Annotated in this window: 17 protein-coding genes; 13 read left to right on the top strand and 4 right to left on the bottom strand. The window is 62.7% G+C overall.

Features of this window, described 5'->3' with window-relative positions; genetic code table 11:
- The 8 genes from BLT75_RS24525 to BLT75_RS22080 form a co-directional block, all read left to right on the top strand.
- On the top strand, positions 1 to 405 hold a 405-nt coding region (locus BLT75_RS24525), incomplete at its 5' end, for a hypothetical protein (RefSeq protein WP_093037405.1).
- On the top strand, positions 402 to 1,355 hold the full coding sequence (locus BLT75_RS22110; RefSeq protein ID WP_093037402.1) for a hypothetical protein: 954 nt from the start codon (positions 402 to 404) through the stop codon (positions 1,353 to 1,355). The genes BLT75_RS24525 and BLT75_RS22110, both read left to right, overlap by 4 nt.
- Before the next feature lie 149 nt (positions 1,356 to 1,504).
- Positions 1,505 to 2,629 carry a GDP-mannose 4,6-dehydratase gene (gmd, locus tag BLT75_RS22105; RefSeq protein WP_093037399.1) on the top strand — a complete coding sequence of 375 codons (1,125 nt, stop codon included), beginning with the start codon at positions 1,505 to 1,507 and terminating at the stop codon, positions 2,627 to 2,629.
- A gap of 16 nt (positions 2,630 to 2,645) precedes the next feature.
- On the top strand, positions 2,646 to 3,614 hold the full coding sequence (gene fcl / locus BLT75_RS22100) for a GDP-L-fucose synthase (protein WP_093037396.1): 969 nt from the start codon (positions 2,646 to 2,648) through the stop codon (positions 3,612 to 3,614).
- Between the two features lie 122 nt (positions 3,615 to 3,736).
- Positions 3,737 to 4,621: a hypothetical protein gene (locus BLT75_RS22095; RefSeq protein ID WP_143028635.1), complete on the top strand. Its 885-nt coding sequence runs from the start codon at positions 3,737 to 3,739 to the stop codon at positions 4,619 to 4,621.
- On the top strand, positions 4,618 to 5,574 hold the full coding sequence (locus BLT75_RS24215; RefSeq protein WP_143028634.1) for an SGNH/GDSL hydrolase family protein: 957 nt from the start codon (positions 4,618 to 4,620) through the stop codon (positions 5,572 to 5,574). The genes BLT75_RS22095 and BLT75_RS24215 overlap by 4 nt, the downstream gene beginning before the upstream one ends.
- A 38-nt stretch (positions 5,575 to 5,612) precedes the next feature.
- A complete protein-coding gene (locus BLT75_RS22085) occupies positions 5,613 to 7,034 on the top strand; it encodes a mannose-1-phosphate guanylyltransferase/mannose-6-phosphate isomerase (protein ID WP_093037388.1) in 1,422 nt (473 codons plus the stop codon).
- A gap of 82 nt (positions 7,035 to 7,116) precedes the next feature.
- Positions 7,117 to 8,283 carry a nucleotide sugar dehydrogenase gene (locus BLT75_RS22080; protein WP_093037414.1) on the top strand — a complete coding sequence of 389 codons (1,167 nt, stop codon included), beginning with the start codon at positions 7,117 to 7,119 and terminating at the stop codon, positions 8,281 to 8,283.
- 131 nt (positions 8,284 to 8,414) lie between these two features.
- Here BLT75_RS22080 and BLT75_RS22075 read toward each other — a convergent pair whose 3' ends face one another.
- From BLT75_RS22075 to BLT75_RS22065, 3 genes are all read right to left on the bottom strand, one after another.
- Positions 8,415 to 9,305 carry an O-fucosyltransferase family protein gene (locus tag BLT75_RS22075; protein WP_143028633.1) on the bottom strand — a complete coding sequence of 297 codons (891 nt, stop codon included), beginning with the start codon at positions 9,303 to 9,305 and terminating at the stop codon, positions 8,415 to 8,417.
- Positions 9,305 to 10,519 (bottom strand): hypothetical protein, encoded by a 1,215-nt coding sequence (locus tag BLT75_RS22070; protein WP_093037384.1) that lies wholly within the window; start codon positions 10,517 to 10,519, stop codon positions 9,305 to 9,307. Before BLT75_RS22070 ends, BLT75_RS22075 begins: the two co-directional genes overlap by 1 nt.
- Positions 10,520 to 10,699: 180 nt before the next feature.
- Positions 10,700 to 11,200 (bottom strand): hypothetical protein, encoded by a 501-nt coding sequence (locus tag BLT75_RS22065; protein WP_218128998.1) that lies wholly within the window; start codon positions 11,198 to 11,200, stop codon positions 10,700 to 10,702.
- A 382-nt stretch (positions 11,201 to 11,582) separates the two neighbouring features.
- On the opposite strand from BLT75_RS22065, the gene rfbC reads away from it, so the two are divergent.
- The 5 genes from rfbC to BLT75_RS22040 all read left to right on the top strand — a co-directional run bounded on the left by rfbC (position 11,583) and on the right by BLT75_RS22040 (position 16,230).
- Positions 11,583 to 12,143, top strand: a complete 561-nt coding sequence (rfbC, locus tag BLT75_RS22060; RefSeq protein ID WP_093037378.1) for a dTDP-4-dehydrorhamnose 3,5-epimerase — start codon at positions 11,583 to 11,585, stop codon at positions 12,141 to 12,143.
- A complete protein-coding gene (gene rfbB / locus BLT75_RS22055; RefSeq protein WP_093037375.1) occupies positions 12,140 to 13,192 on the top strand; it encodes a dTDP-glucose 4,6-dehydratase in 1,053 nt (350 codons plus the stop codon). The genes rfbC and rfbB overlap by 4 nt, the downstream gene beginning before the upstream one ends.
- 70 nt (positions 13,193 to 13,262) lie before the next feature.
- On the top strand, positions 13,263 to 14,114 hold the full coding sequence (gene rfbD, locus BLT75_RS22050; RefSeq protein ID WP_093037372.1) for a dTDP-4-dehydrorhamnose reductase: 852 nt from the start codon (positions 13,263 to 13,265) through the stop codon (positions 14,112 to 14,114).
- Complete coding sequence (gene rfbA / locus BLT75_RS22045) at positions 14,111 to 14,980, top strand: glucose-1-phosphate thymidylyltransferase RfbA (RefSeq protein WP_093037369.1); 870 nt, start codon at positions 14,111 to 14,113, stop codon at positions 14,978 to 14,980. The genes rfbD and rfbA overlap by 4 nt, the downstream gene beginning before the upstream one ends.
- Positions 14,977 to 16,230 (top strand): glycosyltransferase family 4 protein, encoded by a 1,254-nt coding sequence (locus BLT75_RS22040; protein WP_093037367.1) that lies wholly within the window; start codon positions 14,977 to 14,979, stop codon positions 16,228 to 16,230. Before rfbA ends, BLT75_RS22040 begins: the two co-directional genes overlap by 4 nt.
- A 16-nt stretch (positions 16,231 to 16,246) precedes the next feature.
- Here BLT75_RS22040 and BLT75_RS22035 read toward each other — a convergent pair whose 3' ends face one another.
- Entirely contained in the window at positions 16,247 to 17,374 is a 1,128-nt protein-coding gene (locus BLT75_RS22035) for a polysaccharide biosynthesis/export family protein (protein WP_093037364.1), read from the bottom strand.
- Between the last annotated feature and the right edge of the window lie 21 nt (positions 17,375 to 17,395).

The raw sequence follows: 17,395 nt of genomic DNA, 5'->3' as shown, positions 1-17,395 counted from the left end.
ATGCAGGAGGCTCAGGCCGCGCTGGAAACCGCCCGCGCCGAGACCGCCGCACAGGCCGGGGCCCACAAGGCCGAGCTCGAGGCGCTGCAGGCCCGTCTGGAGGCAAAGGAGGGCGAACTCGGCATCGCCCTGCGCAGCCAGGCCATGACGCAATCGGACCTGATGCATCTGAGACAGCGCTTCGAGACCCTGCAGACGGAAAAAAACAAGGTGGATGCGCTGCTGACGCAGGTCACGTCCCGCCTGTCCATCGCATCGAAATATCTGCATCTGCTGGATGCCTCCGCCCGGCAGGAACAGTTCCCTTCCCGGAGCGACACCGGCCCGGACCGGCCCACGCTTCTGGAAACGCCTTTGGACCCCCGCCCCAAGAAACGTGGCAAGAAACGTGGCAAGAAGCCATGACCGACCGCCCCGATCTCCAAGGCTTTCTGGAAGACACCCTGGCCCTGCTCGACCCGATCATGCCGGCAGACAGCCTGGACGGGGCCTCGGACGAAGCGCTGGAGGGCCTGCTGGCGCAATGCCAGCGCCAGGTCACCCGGATTCAGGCCACGGCCCGTCAGCCGCTTCGCCTGATCCACCATTTCGCCTGTACCGGGGGAACATTGATGTCCCGGGCGCTGGCCAGCCAGCCCAACACGATGCTTCTGAGCGAAGTCGATCCCTTCAGCACGAACAGGCGCATCTCTCCCGGCTTTGCCCCCAGCGACCTGATCCACCTGGCCCGCCAGAACCGGACTCCGCCCGGGCAGGACACGATCACCGAGATGTTCCTGCAACAGCTGGACGTTCTGCACCGCGCCACGCAAGGCGAAGGGCGTCACCTGGTGATACGCGATCATACGCATTCCCATTTCTGCGAGTTTGCGGATCCCGGCGACCGTCCGCTGATGCGAGACATCGTCTCGGGCCGGTTCGAGACCCGCGCCCTGCTTACGGTGCGCCATCCCCTGGATTCCTATGCCTCCCTCCGGCACAATGGCTGGGCACGCGGTTTGACAGACACGCTCGAAGGCTATGCGCGGTGCTATCTCCGCTTTCTCGACGCTTATCGCGGGCTGGAAATCTTCCACTATGAACGCTTCGCACAGCATCCCGACCTGGAATGTCGGCGGATGACAGAGTGCCTGGCGCTGGAATTCGAGCCGCGCTGGCAGGATTTCCTGCCCGCCATCCACCTGACCGGAGACAGCGGCCGGAAGTCCGCAAGTATCGTGCAGCGACCGCGCCGCCCCCTGACCGAGGCCCTGCGCAGCCAGTTCGAGGCCGCCATGCCGGACTGTTACCGCGAACTGTGCGATCGGCTGGGATATGATCCCGACCCCGCGGGCTCCGTCCTGCCCATGACATGACCCGGACATTGTACTGCCTTGCGGGCTCTCCAGCCATTTGCTAGGCACCCCGTAACATGTACGGGTTCCCGCCAGCTGTTATCTGAAGACCACGGATGGACCTCAGAGCGCACCGTCGGCCCTCCACTGTGTTTGATGGAATAATTGAAATGACGAAAAAAGCTCTGATTACCGGCGTGACGGGACAAGATGGTTCGTATCTCGCCGAGTTTCTGCTTGCCAAGGGATACGAAGTACACGGCATCAAGCGCCGCGCCTCGCTGTTCAACACCGCCCGGGTGGATCATATCTATCAGGATCCGCATGTCGACAACGCCAGGTTCAAACTGCATTACGGCGATCTGACCGACACCTCCAACCTGACCCGCATCATGCGCGAAGTGGAGCCGGACGAGGTCTACAACCTGGGGGCCCAGTCCCATGTGGCCGTCAGCTTCGAAGCCCCGGAATACACTGCGGATGTCGATGGGATCGGCACGCTGCGCCTGCTCGAGGCAATCCGGTTTCTCGGTCTCGAGGACAAGACCCGTTTCTACCAGGCATCGACCTCCGAACTTTACGGCCTGGTCCAGGAAATCCCGCAAAAGGAAACCACGCCCTTCTATCCGCGGTCGCCTTACGCGGTGGCCAAGCTTTATTCCTACTGGATCACGGTCAACTATCGCGAAGCCTATGGCATGTATGCCTGCAACGGCATCCTGTTCAATCACGAAAGCCCGCGCCGCGGCGAAACCTTCGTGACCCGCAAGATCACCCGCGGGCTGGCCAATATCGCCCAGGGGCTCGAGACCTGCCTTTACATGGGCAACATGGATGCGCTGCGTGACTGGGGGCATGCCAAGGACTATGTGCGCATGCAGTGGATGATGCTGCAGCAGGACGTGGCCGAGGATTTCGTCATCGCCACCGGCGTGCAGTATTCGGTGCGCGAGTTCATCACCTGGTCGGCGGCCGAGCTGGGCATGACGCTGGAATTTTCGGGCGAAGGCGTGGACGAGATAGCCACCGTTGCCGCCATCGAGGGCGACAAGGCCCCGGCGCTGAAGGTGGGCGATGTGATCGTACGCGTCGATCCGCGGTATTTCCGTCCTGCCGAGGTGGAAACCCTGCTGGGAGATCCGGCCAAGGCCAAGGCCAAGCTGGGCTGGGTGCCCGAAATCACCACCCAGGAAATGTGTGCCGAAATGGTCGCCGAGGATCTGAAAGTGGCCCAGCGTCACGCCCTGCTCAAATTGCATGGCTATGACTTGCCGGTCTCGCTCGAAAACGGCTGAGTGAAAGGCGCCTCCCATGCAGAAAATCTATATCGCAGGTCATCGCGGCATGGTGGGAGGCGCGATCCTGCGCCGCCTGCAGGCCCGCAAGGAAGCCGGTGAAGCGCTGGAGCTGCTCACCCGCACCCATGCCGAGCTGGACCTGACCAACCAGGCCGCCGTGCGCGACTTCATGCAGGCCGAAAAGCCGGATGTGGTGATCCTGGCGGCGGCCAAGGTGGGCGGCATCCACGCCAACAACACCTATCCGGCGGATTTCATCTATGAAAACCTGATGATCGAATGCAACGTGATCCATCAGGCCTTTGCCGCCGGCGTGCAGCGTCTGCTGCAACTGGGGTCCTCCTGCATCTATCCCCGCGCCGTGGCGCAGCCGATGAAGGAAGACGCGCTGCTGACCGGCGTGCTGGAGCCCACCAACGAACCCTATGCGGTGGCCAAGATCGCCGGCATCAAGCTCTGTGAAAGCTACAACCGGCAGCATGGCACCGATTACCGCTCGGTCATGCCGACCAACCTTTATGGCCCCGGAGACAATTTCCACCCCGAGAATTCCCACGTCCTGCCCGCGCTGATCCGCCGCTTCCACGAGGCCGCGCGCGACGGGCTGGAAGAGGTGGTGATCTGGGGCTCGGGCAAGCCGATGCGCGAGTTCCTGCATGTCGACGACATGGCCGAGGCGAGCCTCTTCGTGCTGGAACTGGACAAGGCGACCTACGAGGCCAACACCGAACCGATGCTGAGCCATATCAACGTGGGCACCGGCACCGATATCTCGATCCTGGACCTGGCGCATATGGTGGCGAAGGTGACGGGATTTCAGGGCAAGATCAGCAACGACCCGTCCAAACCCGACGGCACGATGAAGAAGCTGATGGATGTCTCGCGTCTGGCCGACATGGGCTGGAAGGCCCGCGTGGGCCTGCGCGAAGGGATCGAGGAAACCTATGAGTGGTTCAAGAAGTCTGAAGATTTGCGGATGTAACCAATATCCAGGCACCCGCGGGAGAGATGTCGAACGAATTAATTCCGCTTCGTATGGGTTGTGATCTCTGACTGCGCCCAACCTTATAACGAAGCTCTGGAATAAGGTCGGAGTAAACGATTGTGAAGAAAGAAAAATTCAATAACTCCAGCGGCAAGGTATCTGGAGAGAGCATAAAGAATCTACAGCGGCAAACGGTTTCGTCAGCCACAGCCATACGCTCATCCGGGCTTTATACGGTGGATGTTGATGGTATCGATTTTGACTTGGCATTTTTCAAGAAAGATCAAGTCCCGGCCGGAACGCCGCTCTTTGTCTTCTTCTCAGGTTTCGTACATCGGGCGCAAACACCGTTGCCAGCGTTTCAGCGCTGGAGTTGGCACAATAATTTTCCGGGACATACATTATATATCTCTGATCCCCTGTTGAAGAAAACAGAAGACCTTGGGCTTGGCTGGTACATTGGAACCAGGGCCCGAGACATCAACCATGACATCGCCAATATCGTAAGACGTGTCGCGCAAAATCTTGAAACCTCAGTCGAGGATATCGTTTTTTACGGCAGTTCTGGCGGAGGGTTCGCCACCTTGCGCGCCTTGGTAGAGATACCAGAAGCGCAGGCGGTAACGATCAATCCCCAAATTCTTCTGACCAGCTTTGAAGGCAATGCCCTCAAGCGATATCTGGATGTTTTCTTCGACGGAATGACGAAAAAGGAATTTGCCGTCAAGCATTCGTACCGCAACTCCGTTATCGCAAGAAGCAATATCATGAGCGAATCCCGTATCGTTTATGTTCAAAACACATGCGATCCTCATCATATGGATGAACACTTTTCGAAGATTTTCGAGAAGAAAAACGGGAAATGGGAATCTCCATATTTGAAAAATAGCACCCTTATCTTCTTTGAGGATGATCGTGGGCACGCGGTCGGCGAGCCGCCCGAACTGGTGCCGGAAATTCTCGAAAAGCTGACCTTGCTCAAAAATTCTAGAATTGCGCAATGAACACTCCAGTGCCTTTGAAGAAAGTTTTGGTGGTTGGCTTTAGCGTTACCGCTGAAACACCCGGCTTTGTCGGGGCGGCCCAGCATAATCTTGAAAATATCTTTGATATACAAAAGGCTGCAATCGGCGGCATTCACCCGCACGATCTCAGGCATCTCTTCGACTCAATAATGGAGACATATCGGCCTGATATTGTCATTCTGGAGCTGTCAACGGCGGGTTTTCGTCAATTGAAATTCGGAGCCGGCGATCATCTGAAATCCCTCAATGCGCTCCTGGGGTGCTGTGCGCGGCTGAAAGCCAAGGTCGCTTTTTTGGATTTGCCACGGAACGATGTAGATTACAGCAATGATTGGCTGTACGATATGCATGAAAAAATATGCCATGAGCACGATTTCCCAATCGTACAAATCAAGAAAGTAACAGGGCTTCTGCGTGATTTTGTACATCCGTCAGAAGAGGGGATAAAAGTTTACAGCCTTGCCTTGCAAGAGCTGCTCTCCCGCGATTTGCGCGTGCCTTCGCCGAACTTTGAAACTGCAAACCATCATCAGTATGGTGCCCTGTTGGCCCATGACCTCCTGTGTGCTGGAGCTGCGTCCCGACTGTTTCGGCGTTCTGGATACGAAGTCAACTGTGTTGAACTCACCCCCGGCAAACCACTGGAACTAAAACTCGAAACCCCGGAGATCATATCCGGCGCAACTTTTCTGATGGGCCCCCGTTCCGGAATGATCCGTTTGACATATGACGGTGGGGAGCGGATCGCCAATTGCTATGATCAGTTTTGTTACTATGAACGATTTGGTCTGAACAAATTTGAACCATTCACTGCCACGTCCATTTTGCTAGAGCAGCTGCCCGACATACCACAAACGGCACTCCTCAAGGGAGATGTGGACACATCTGAACGCCGTGGATACCTTGCCCATCTTCTCACGACAAAGACATAAATTCCAATGACGGCTCCAATCAAGAAAGTTCTCCGGAAATGATCACCCCCATCCTTCTCTGCGGCGGTTCCGGCACCCGGCTTTGGCCGCTGTCGCGCAAATCCTACCCCAAGCAGTTCGCCAGGCTGATGGGCGAGGAAAGTCTGTTCCAGGCCTCGGCCAAACGGCTCTCGGGCGAGGGCTTCGCGGCCCCCGTGGTGCTGACCGGCGAGCCGTTCCGCTTCATCGTCACCGAACAGCTGGCGCAGGTCGAACAGGCGCCCCAAGGCATCCTGATCGAACCCGAAGGGCGCAATACGGCCCCCGCTGTCCTGGCTGCCGCGCTGTGGCTGGCCGAGCGCGATGCGCAGGCGCTGATGCTGGTCGCGCCGTCAGATCACGTCATCCCCGACCCGGAGGCCTTCCGCGCCGCGGTTGTCGCAGCCGCGCCGCGCGCGCAGGCGGGTGATCTGGTGACCTTCGGCATCACCCCGACGCGGGCCGAAACCGGCTATGGCTATCTGGAACTGGCCGCCGGGGCCGATGCCCAGGCCAACGCCCCGCAAAGCCTGGCCCGGTTCGTCGAAAAACCCGATGCGGCCCGCGCTGCCGAAATGCTCGCCGCCGGCACCTATCTCTGGAACGCCGGCATCTTCCTGTTCACGGCTGAAGCCATCCTGGCCGCCTACCGCGCCCATGCGCCCGCCCTGGTCGAGGCCGTGTCCGCGGCGCTGGAAGGCGCCGGTACGGATCTCGGCTTTACCCGGCTTGCCGCCGCGCCCTGGTCCGGAGCCGAAGACATCTCGATCGACTATGCGATCATGGAAAAGGCCGACAACCTGGCCGTCATGCCCTTTGGCGCCGGCTGGTCCGATCTGGGCGGCTGGGACGCGGTCTGGGCGGTAAGCGGCCCCGACGCGGCGGGCAATGTCTGTTCCGACGAGGCCACCGCGATCGACTGCCGCGATACGCTGCTGCGCTCGGAAACGCCGGGTCAGCAGCTGGTGGGCATCGGCCTCGAGGACATGATGGTCGTATCCATGTCCGACGCCGTGCTGGTGGCGCCGAAGTCCCAGGCGCAGCGCGTCAAGGAAGCCGTGGCCGCGCTCAAGGCCAAGGGCGTCAGCCAGGCGGTGCAGCTGCCGCGCGATTACCGCCCCTGGGGCTGGTACGAAAGCCTGATCATCGGCGGGCGCTTCCAGGTCAAGCGCATCGTCGTGCATCCCGGCGCCTCGCTCAGCCTGCAGAGCCACCACCACCGTTCGGAACACTGGATCGTGGTCGAGGGCACCGCGAAGGTGACGGTGGATGACGAGGTCAGGCTGCTCACCGAAAACCAGTCGGTCTATATCCCGCTGGGCGCGGTGCACCGGATGGAAAACCCCGGCAAGGTGCCGATGGTGCTCATCGAGGTGCAGACCGGCAGTTACCTGGGCGAGGATGACATCATCCGCTACGAAGACATCTACGCCCGCAGCTGAGCCCCCTGTCCCACGACCATCCCCATAGCCGGGGTGACTGTCTTTTCCCGATGATCGCGAAAGCCCGTTTGCCATGTCTGAAATCAAAATCGCCGTTGCCGGTATCGGTTATGTCGGCCTGTCCAACGCCGTGCTTCTGGCCCAGAAGAACCCGGTTGTTGCCCTGGACATCGACCAGGCCCGGGTCGACATGCTCAATGATCGCAAATGTCCCATCGTCGATGCGGATATCGAAAGCTACCTGATCGAAAAGCCGTTGAACCTGACCGCCACCACCGATGCGGCCACCGCGTTCGGCGGGGCGGATTTCGTGATCGTGGCCACACCGACCAATTACGACCCGAACACCAATTTCTTTGACACCTCCTCGGTCGAGGCGGTGGTCAAGACCGTGCTGGCGCTGAACGACACCGCCACCATCATCATCAAGTCGACCATCCCGGTGGGGTATACCGCCAGTCTCCGCGCGGAACTGGGGACCGACCGGATCGTGTTCAGCCCCGAGTTCCTGCGCGAAGGCAAGGCGCTTCACGACAACCTCTACCCCTCGCGGATCATCGTCGGCGCGAAATCCGAACGCGCCCGCCTCTTTGCCGACCTGTTGCGCGATGCCTCGCTCAAGCCGGATGTGCCGGTGCTGTTCACAGACTCGTCCGAGGCCGAGGCGATCAAGCTTTTTGCCAATACCTACCTCGCCATGCGCGTGGCCTATTTCAACGAGCTTGACAGCTATGCGCTGAGCCATGGGCTCGATACCCGCCAGATAATCGAGGGCGTCGCTCTGGATCCGCGGATCGGCACCCATTACAACAACCCGTCCTTCGGCTATGGCGGCTATTGCCTGCCCAAGGATTCCAAACAGCTTCTGGCCAACTATTCCGAGGTGCCCCAGAACCTGATCCGCGCCATCGTCGATGCCAACCGGACCCGCAAGGATTTCATCAGCGACAGCATCCTGGCGCTGCAACCGCGCTGCGTGGGGGTTTACCGCCTGGTGATGAAGGCCGGGTCGGACAATTTCCGCCAAAGCGCCACGCAGGGCATCATGAAGCGGATCAAGGCCAAGGGTATCGAGGTGATCGTCTTTGAACCCCGCTTCGAAGAAGAGCAATTCTTCGGGTCCCGGGTCGTGCGCGACCTGGAAGAGTTCAAGCGCAGCGCCGATGTGATCATCGCGAACCGCCGCACCGAGGATCTGGCGGATGTCTCGGACAAGATCTTCACCCGCGATCTCTTCGGCTCCGACTGAGGCGCTGCGCAAAAGGCTCCCGAGCGTTTCGGACGATACAAGGGGGCCATCCGGCACCGCCTGGCGCGTCGAAATCCCCGATTTCCGGCCGCGGCGGCGGGTCAGGTTTTTCCTGACGGCATTCGGATGTTTCAGAAATCGATGCCGCTGCGTTCGACCGGGACTCTTCCCGCGATCAGCCGGCTTGCGATATCGGAGTATGAACTCCAGGTGCTCGCCAGGAACCGGTCGGAGGCCGTCAGCAACAGCATGTCGGCCAGCGCATATTGCAACTGCCGCTCTGAACGGTCGTAGAGCGCGCGCGGCAATGTCCGCAAGCGCGATCCATAGCGCCCGGCAAACAGCGTGTAGGTTTCGGCAAGGTCCGCCGCGAGGAAAATCGAGGACACTCCACCCTCTTCGATGAGGGCATCGATCCGGGCAATGAAGCGGCTGGAATGGCTCTTGGCGCGCCAATGTGCAATTTCCCGGTGCCGATGCTCGGGCCAATTGTCCGAGGCCTCGTGCGCCAGATGGTCATATCCCGGCCCCGTGGCCATACGGATGTGGGCCGACACGCTATTTGGGTGGGGAACCTCTGCAACCAGTTCCAGAACCGGTTGCGACGGTTTCAGGTCGAACAGGAACCCCTGTTCGACATCCAAACGCCGCCGCGGACTGTTCAATGTATATGCGGAGCGGATATAGACGTCGCCGGATCGGGCCGAACCCGGATCGATCAGGATCGGTTCCTGAAAGCAGGCCCCGGGCTCGACCTCCATATAGTTGAAGACCCGCGCGGCATGGCGCCGGCACAGGTCCGCAAGCCTGTCATCGCCGATCACCGGGCCGGCATAGTCGAACAGATCCGACATCAGGCATCCGCAATGATGATCCGCGCGCCAGATGACCACCAACTCGTACCCGGCCGACATCGCGACAGAGGCCGCCGAGGCAATTGCCCGCAACCGGTTCGCCAGCCCATGCTGCGCATCGATGAAAAGCCGTGGCCTGGCCGCGGCGTTCGGCAGCGCAGGAAACATCATTGCTTTTTAAAGCCATGCCGTGCGGCGCGCATCGCGTTGACCGCCTTCCAGGATTTGGAGTTGTAGATGCGGGTCAGCTCGTCCCGCGCCTGTTCCAGAGAGGCCTGCAGATTTTCCAGCTGCTCGACCAACCTGCCCCGGTCCACGCTCATCTCTTTCACGGAGTTCCGCTCAGCCCTGTTTTGCCGTCCCAGAGCAAGGATCTCGCATCCCAGAACCGCCTCGCGCTGGCGGCCCAGGGCTTTGACATGCTCCAGCGCGCGTTCATGGGCCTGCGCGGCATTTCGCGCCAGATGATGCTCCAGAACATCCCGTTCAACCTGGTTGCGCAATTCCGAAACGCTGGTGCGCAGGCGTTCGCAATCCTCCTCGGCCGCGGCCTGCCCGGCCCGGAATGCGTCTGCCTGCGCAAGGGCCTCTTCAAGCTTCCGGCGCAACGCCGCCCGGTCGGCCTCCAGGCGGGACACTTCCCCGGCGAGGGTCTCTTGCGCCTCGGCCACGGCCTTGCCGGTGTCGGCGGTCTCCGCAACCTGGTTGCGCAATTCCGAAACGCTGGTGCGCAGGCGTTCGCAATCCTCTTCGGCCGCGGCCTGCCCGGCCTGAGCCGTCTCCAACTGTTCCCGCAGCTCCGCAATGGCCCTGTCCCGGGCGGTCAGGGCCTCGCAAATCCGCTCTACCGCCGCAGTATCGGGCCGCGCGAGCCATTCGTGGCCCAGGGTCAGGGAAGCCAACTGTTCCGCGCGCGCGCGCGCGGCGGGATCTTCTTCCAGGACATATCTTGCGAGAATGACGAACAGGCTGTCCCCGGAACCGGGCTTCTCCTCTTTGACCGCGTCTCCCGTGCAGAGGATGCCAAGCCGGGATCCAAGCTCCTGGGCAACCAGATCCGGCGCCTGTCTCAGGGCCTCCTGGTCGATCAGCAGGATCTCCCGCCAGACCGGTTTCAATTCCTCCAGAAAGGCGTCGGTGGTATCGATCCAGTCCGCAATGGCCTGCGTCGCGGGTGTGCCGCCGCCAAGCCCCTGGGCCAGGGTGTCGACAAAGGACGGCACGATCACCAGGGCAGGCCGGTCGGCACGGGCCGCGATTGCGGCGGCGACCGTGTCGGATTTCCCGATCTGCAGCGCGGGCGATCCACTGCGCAAAATGGTCTCCAGGATGCGAAGAGCCGCTTCGTCCCCAAGGGTGACAGCCGACACCGTATCTTTCATTCCTTCACACACCTTTCCCGTATGGGCGATCTTCCGAATTGGCATTCCGATCTTGCCAGGGTCTCAAGCGGCCGCGCTTCTCCCGGGCGCCTGGGACGCGCGTTTTCCTTCGAAAGATCCACCGAACCAAACAGCGACCCTGCACTTGTCCGCCGGATATCACAGCATCCACGCCCCTTGTCAGGTGAAATTTCCAAGTGTCGTCGGCATCACCCCAAGTGCTTTTCCGGATTGCAGAACAAACAGATGCATGTCGTGCAGAACCAGGTCGAAATCATGAAAGGGCAGATCCACGACCAACGTGTGAAAGCCCGGCGCGCCGACAAGCCCTTCGGACGCCGTCAACCGGTGCATGGTGACCTGCACGGTTGCTTCGCGGGAACCGGCAATTTCCTCGCTCAGCGGAGTATCGGTGGTCTCGCCCTCCCGGGACGTTCGAACGAACATCCGAAGGGTCTCGCCCGCACATCCCTGCAAGCCTGCAACCACGCCGAAAACCGCGCCCGGTTCGAATGCGGTCTCGCCAAGCGCGATATTCAGGCACAACCAGCGCGGCTGACCCCCGACCCGGGCGCTGATATGCAACAGGTCGTCCCCGGAAGGCGGCAGCGAAACCTGCACATCTCCTTCCTCCTGATCCCAGCTCAAATAGATGCCATCCACGAGAGGCGCATCGTTCACCGCCATTTCGGGAAGAACAGATTGTGCGAGATTGGCAAAGCCTCGAGAGGAAACTTCTTCGATGATGTGTGGCACGTTTTCCAAAGGCGCTTAGTAACTTGCGATTTTCATCACAAGCTATGCCCAAGAAACTTCTTATTGTCGAGCCTTTCAGGCCCGCCTTTCTTGCGCGTGTCCAGGGATTGTTCGGTGTCGTGACACGTTCCGGGCGCATCCGTCATCGGTCCCGGTGCCCCGGAACCCCGACGATCGGCGGTTGCCGGCCGCCCGAGATGTATCTTGCGCAGCACGCTTTGGTGCCGGCCTGATGCGGGATTGCCTGACAGGGGCCGCTTCGGATGCTAGAACCCGAAGAAACAGTCAGGCACAAAGAGCAGAAGCCATGCAACTAGAGACAACCCCGCTTTCCGGAGTGCTGATCCTCACCCCCGCCCGGTTCGGCGATGAGCGCGGGTTTTTCAGCGAAAGCTGGAACAAGGCGCGGCTGGCCGGGCTCGGGCTGGAGATCGATTTCGTCCAGGACAATCATTCCGTGTCGGCCCGTGCCGGCACGCTGCGCGGGCTGCATTTCCAGGCCCCGCCTCATGCCCAGGGCAAGCTGGTGCGCTGCGGGCGGGGGCGGCTTTTCGACGTGGCGGTCGACATCCGCAAGGGCAGCCCCACCTATGGCCAGTGGTTCGGCACCGAGCTGAGCGCCGGGAATGGCCGCCAGCTCTGGATTCCGGCCGGGTTCCTGCACGGGTTCGTCACCCGCGAGGCGGATACCGAGATCTGCTATAAATGCACGGATTACTACGCGCCCGACTGTGACGGCGCGGTGCGCTGGGACAGCTGCGGCATCGACTGGGGGCTTGCCGGCGATCCGGTGCTGAGCGACAAGGACGCCGCTGCCCCGGCGCTGGCCGAGTTCGACAGCCCCTTCGTCTGCGAGGGCGCGGCATGAAGATCCTTGTCACCGGGGGCGCGGGCTTCATCGGTTCGGCGGTGGTGCGCCGGGCCATTGCCGACGGGCACGCGGTGGTCAATCTCGATGCGCTCACCTATGCCGCCTGTCTCGACAACGTGGCCAGCGTCGCCGACCACCCCGATTATGCCTTTGTAGAGGCTGATATCCGCGACCGGGCGGCGCTGGATGCGGTGTTTGCGGCCCATCAGCCGGATGCGGTGATGCACCTGGCCGCCGAAAGCCATGTGGACCGCTCGATCGACGGGCCGGGCACTTTCATCGAAACCAATGTGACCGGCACGTTCAACATGCTGGAGGCGGCGCGGAAATACTGGGTGCAGGCGGGCAGGCCGGCGGCGTTCCGGTTCCACCATATCTCGACCGACGAGGTCTATGGCAGCCTGCCCGCCGATCCGGAGGCCAGGTTCACCGAAGACACGCCTTACGATCCGCGCTCGCCCTATTCGGCCTCCAAGGCCAGCTCGGACCATCTGGTGCGGGCCTGGCACGAGACCTATGGCCTGCCGGTGGTGCTGAGCAATTGCTCGAACAATTACGGCCCCTATCATTTCCCCGAGAAGCTGATCCCGGTCATCATCCTCAACGCGCTGGCGGGCAGGCCGCTGCCGATCTACGGCGACGGCTCGAACATCCGCGACTGGCTCTATGTCGAGGATCATGCGGAGGCGCTTTTGCTGGTGGTGCAAAAGGGGCGGGTGGGGCGCAGCTACAATATCGGCGGCGAAAACGAACGCAGCAATCTGGAGCTGGTGAAAACCCTCTGCGGCATTCTCGACGCTCTGCATCCGCGCGCCGACGGGGCGCCCCATGCCGATCGGATCACCTTTGTCGCCGACCGTCCGGGGCATGACGCGCGCTATGCCATCGACCCCGGCCGCATCCGCGGGGAACTGGGCTGGCGGCCGAGCGTCACGGTCGAGGAAGGGTTGCGGCGCACCGTGCAATGGTATCTGGACAACGAGAGCTGGTGGCGCGCCCTGCAGGGCCGCGACGGCGTGGGCCAGCGGTTGGGGGTCGGGGCATGAGAGATTTTTCGTCGAAAAATCTCGCCTCCGGCGGGAGTATTTCGGACCAGAAAGAAGCGGGAGGCGCGGCATGAGCGTGCTGGTGTTCGGAGAGACAGGCCAGCTGGGCCGGGAACTGGCGCGGCATCCCGGCACGGTTTGCCTGGGCCGCGACCGGGCCGATTTCACCGATCCCCGTGATCCGGTCACGCGGGTGGAGGATACCGGCGCCCAGGCGGTGATCATCGCGGCCGCCTATACCGCCGTGGACCGGGCAGAAAGCGAGGAGGAGCTTGCCACCACCGTCAATGCGCACACGCCCGGCGCCATCGCGCGGGCCTGTGCGGCGCGCGGGCTGCCGCTGGTCTATCTGTCCACCGACTACGTCTTTGACGGCCGTGGCACGGCGCCCTGGCGGCCGCAGGATCCGGCGGGGCCGGTGAACGCCTATGGCCGCTCCAAGCTGGCCGGCGAGCAGGCGGTGCGGGCGGCGGGCGGGCCGCATGTGATCCTGCGCACCTCCTGGGTGGTTTCCGCGCATGGGTCGAATTTCGTGAAGACCATGTTGCGGCTGGGGCGGGAACGGGACCGGCTCTCGATCGTGGCCGATCAGCTGGGCGGGCCGACCCCGGCCCGCGCCCTCGCGGCGGCCTGCCTGGAGATCGCGCGGCAGCTGGCGGCGGATCCGGGCAAGTCCGGCACCTATCATTTCGCGGGCGCCCCGGATGTCAGCTGGGCCGATTTCGCGCGCGAAACATTCGCGCAGGCGGGGATCGCCTGCGAGGTGGCCGATATTCCCGGCAGCGCATATCCGACGCCCGCGCGCCGGCCGCTCAATTCCCGCCTCGATTGCGCCGCACTGGAGGCGGCTTTCGGCATTAGGCGTCCCGACTGGCGGCAGGGGCTGCACGAGATACTGGACGATCTGGGAGCATTGGCATGAGCGGGCGCAAGGGCATCATTCTGGCGGGCGGCAGCGGCACCCGGCTCTATCCGATCACCATGGCCGTCTCGAAACAGCTGCTGCCGCTTTATGACAAGCCGATGATCTATTACCCGCTCAGCGTGCTGATGCTGGCGGGCATCCGCGAGATCTGCGTCATCACCACGCCGCAGGACCGGGAGCAGTTCATCCGCACCCTGGGCGATGGCAGCCAGTGGGGCATCGCGCTGAGCTACGTGGTCCAGCCCAGCCCCGACGGGCTGGCGCAGGCCTATATCCTGGCCGAGGAATTCCTGGCCGGCGCCCCGAGCGCGCTGGTGCTGGGCGACAATATCTTCTTCGGCCATGGCCTGCCGAAACTGCTGGCGCAGGCCGGTGCGCAAACGGTCGGCGGGACCGTCTTCGGCTATCACGTGGCCGATCCCGAGCGCTATGGCGTGGTGGAATTCGAGGCGGGCATCGCCCGCCGGATCGTCGAGAAACCGAAGGTGCCGCCATCGAATTATGCGGTGACCGGGCTCTATTTCCTCGATGGCAGCGCGCCCGAGAAGGCGCGGGAGGTGCGGCCCTCGGCGCGGGGCGAGCTCGAGATCACCGACCTGTTGCAGATGTATCTCGAACAGGGTCGGCTCAGGGTCGAGACCATGGGCCGCGGCTATGCCTGGCTCGACACCGGCACCCATGCCAGCCTGCTCGATGCCGGCAATTTCGTGCGCACCCTGGAAGAGCGGCAGGGGTTGCAGACCGGCTGTCTCGAAGAGATCGCCTATGAGGCGGGCTGGATCGACGCGGCCCAGGTGCGCGCCCGCGCGGCGCTGTTTGCCAAGAACGCCTATGGCGCCTATCTGGAAAGGCTGATCCGTTGAAAATTCTCTTTGTCCATCAGAACATGCCGGGCCAGTACCGTGAACTGGTGCAATGGCTGGCGGCGCGGGGCGGCAACGAACTGGTGTTCCTGACCCAGCGCAACCCGGCCCCCAGGATCCCCGGGGTCAAGTCGGTGGTCTACAAGCCCCATCACAAACCCGCCGAGAACGCCTATGGCCTGTCCAAGACCTGGGAAGAGGCGGCCGGCGCCGGATTCGGCGCCGCGATGGCCATCCGCCAGCTCGACCGCGAGGAAGGGTTCCGCCCCGACCTCGTCGTCGGTCATACCGGCTGGGGCGAATTGCTGTTCATCAAGGACGTGCTGCCCGATGTGCCGGTGCTGGGGTTCTTCGAATATTTCTATCTCAACCGGGGCGGGCCGGTGGGGTTCGACCCCGAGGACCCGCCCAGCGAACACAGCCCCTTTCTGCTCAGGGCGCGCAACACGGTGCCCTTTTCCAGCATCGAGGAGGTGGATCTGGGCCATGTGCCCACCGCCTGGCAGCGCGATACCTTTCCGGCGCGGTTTCACGAGAAATTCTATACCTGCCACGACGGTATCCGCACCGACCGGCTGCGCGCGGATCCCGGCATCAGCCTCGGCCTCGGCCGGCTGGAGCGGCCGCTGACCCGCGACGACGAGGTGTTCACCTACCTGGCGCGCAATCTCGAACATACGCGCGGCTTTCACATCTTCATGCGGGCGCTGCCCAAGATCCTGCGCGAACGCCCCAGGGCGCGGGTGATCGTGCTGGGGGGCAACTCGGTCTCCTACGGGCGCAAGAGCAAGCACCCCGGCGGTCTCAGGGCCGAGATGGAGGCCGAGGTCGGCGCCGAGGTGGACTGGAGCCGCACCCATTTCCTTGGCCAGGTGCCCTATCCGAAATTCTGCGAGATCGTGCAGCTGTCGCGCTGCCACATCTACCTGACCATGCCCTTCGTGCTCAGCTGGTCGCTGCTCGAGGCGATGTCGATGCAGGCCACGGTGGTGGCCTCGGACGTGGCCCCCGTGCGCGAGGCCATCGCCCATGGCGAAACCGGGCTGCTGGTCGATTTCTTCGACCCGGGCGCCCTGGCCGACCAGGTGATCGACGTGCTGGCCAACCCCGGCGCCTATGCCCATCTGGGTCCGGCCGCGCGGGCGCATGTGGTGGAGAAATACGATTTCCTCACCCGCTGCCTGCCCGAGCACATCCGGCAGATGAACGGGCTGGTGCCGGCAGCCAGGCGGATCCCGCTGCCGGGCTGATCCGGGATCTCCCGGATCAGTTGCCGATTCTTGCGGTGGCGTTGAAGACACCGACGAAGTTGCCGATGATGTTCGACACGGTCAGCACGTCGTTGATCGGCGATTCAGTGGCCATCACCAGGTCGTCGGGGTTGATCTGGAACCTGCGGGCCGAGAACAGCCCGTCCGCGGTCGTCAGGTCCAGCGAGAAGACGACGCGGGGGTGGCGCGGGCCGCGGTTGCCGGCCGCCACGGCCTCGGCCGGGTATTCGCGCAGCACCAGGATGCCCTTGGGGTCGGCCTTGTTGTCCTGCAACCCGCCCGAGATCGACACCGCGTCCATGGCCGAGAGCCGGTCCTTGGTGAAGATGTGCAGCGCCTCGCGGCCGGTGGCGCCGAAGGACAGGAAATAGCGTTCGTCCTCTTCGACGAAGACCCGGTCGCCGCCCCGGAGCAGGGTGTCGTAACCGGGGTTGTTCAGCAGCGCATCGACCGAGGTGCCATAGATGGCGCCGCCGCGCACCAGCCGGATCTGCGGGTTGTTCAGCGTCGGGCTGAGGCCGCCGCCGGCCGAGATCAGCCCCATCACAGTATAGTTGCGGTCGGGCATCGGATAGGTGCCGGGCTGGGCCACGCCGCTGACCAGGTCGACCGAGTTGTTGCGCCCTTCCAGCATCGACAGCTGCACCTGCGCCGAGGGCACGATGGTCTCGAGCATGGCCTGCAATTCCTCGCGGGCCAGGTCCGGGGTCAGGCCGATGACACTGATATTGCCCACATAGGGCATGAAGATCGTCCCGTTGGCGGCGACGGTGACATCCTGCAGCTGGACGCTTTTCTCTTCGAGCCCGGTCAGCAGCGAATTGGCGTTGCTGTCCCAGATCCGCAGCGTCAGCTTGTCGCCGGGCTGGATGATCTGGGTCTTGGCCCCCTGGCTGGAGCCGATCCAGTGCAGGCTTTCCTGCGTTCCTGTCGCGGGCCATTGCGCGACGGTGGGCAGGAAGGCGCGGGTGACCCGGTAGAGGGCGAATTCGGCGTTTTCCGCATCGGCCTGCTTCAGGATCTCCTCGCTGACCGGAGCGCCGCCGGGAAGGCGGCTGCGGGAACAGGCGGCGGGCAGCAGGCCGATGCTGGCCAGCAGGAGAAATATCAGAATGTGCCGCATGAAGACCGCCTGTGGGAAAAC

It is taken from the genome of Ruegeria marina, assembly GCF_900101475.1.
GTDB lineage: Bacteria > Pseudomonadota > Alphaproteobacteria > Rhodobacterales > Rhodobacteraceae > Ruegeria_B > Ruegeria_B marina.
The sequence above is the reverse complement of the archived record's forward strand: the minus strand, read 5'-3'. Positions and strand labels throughout refer to the sequence as shown.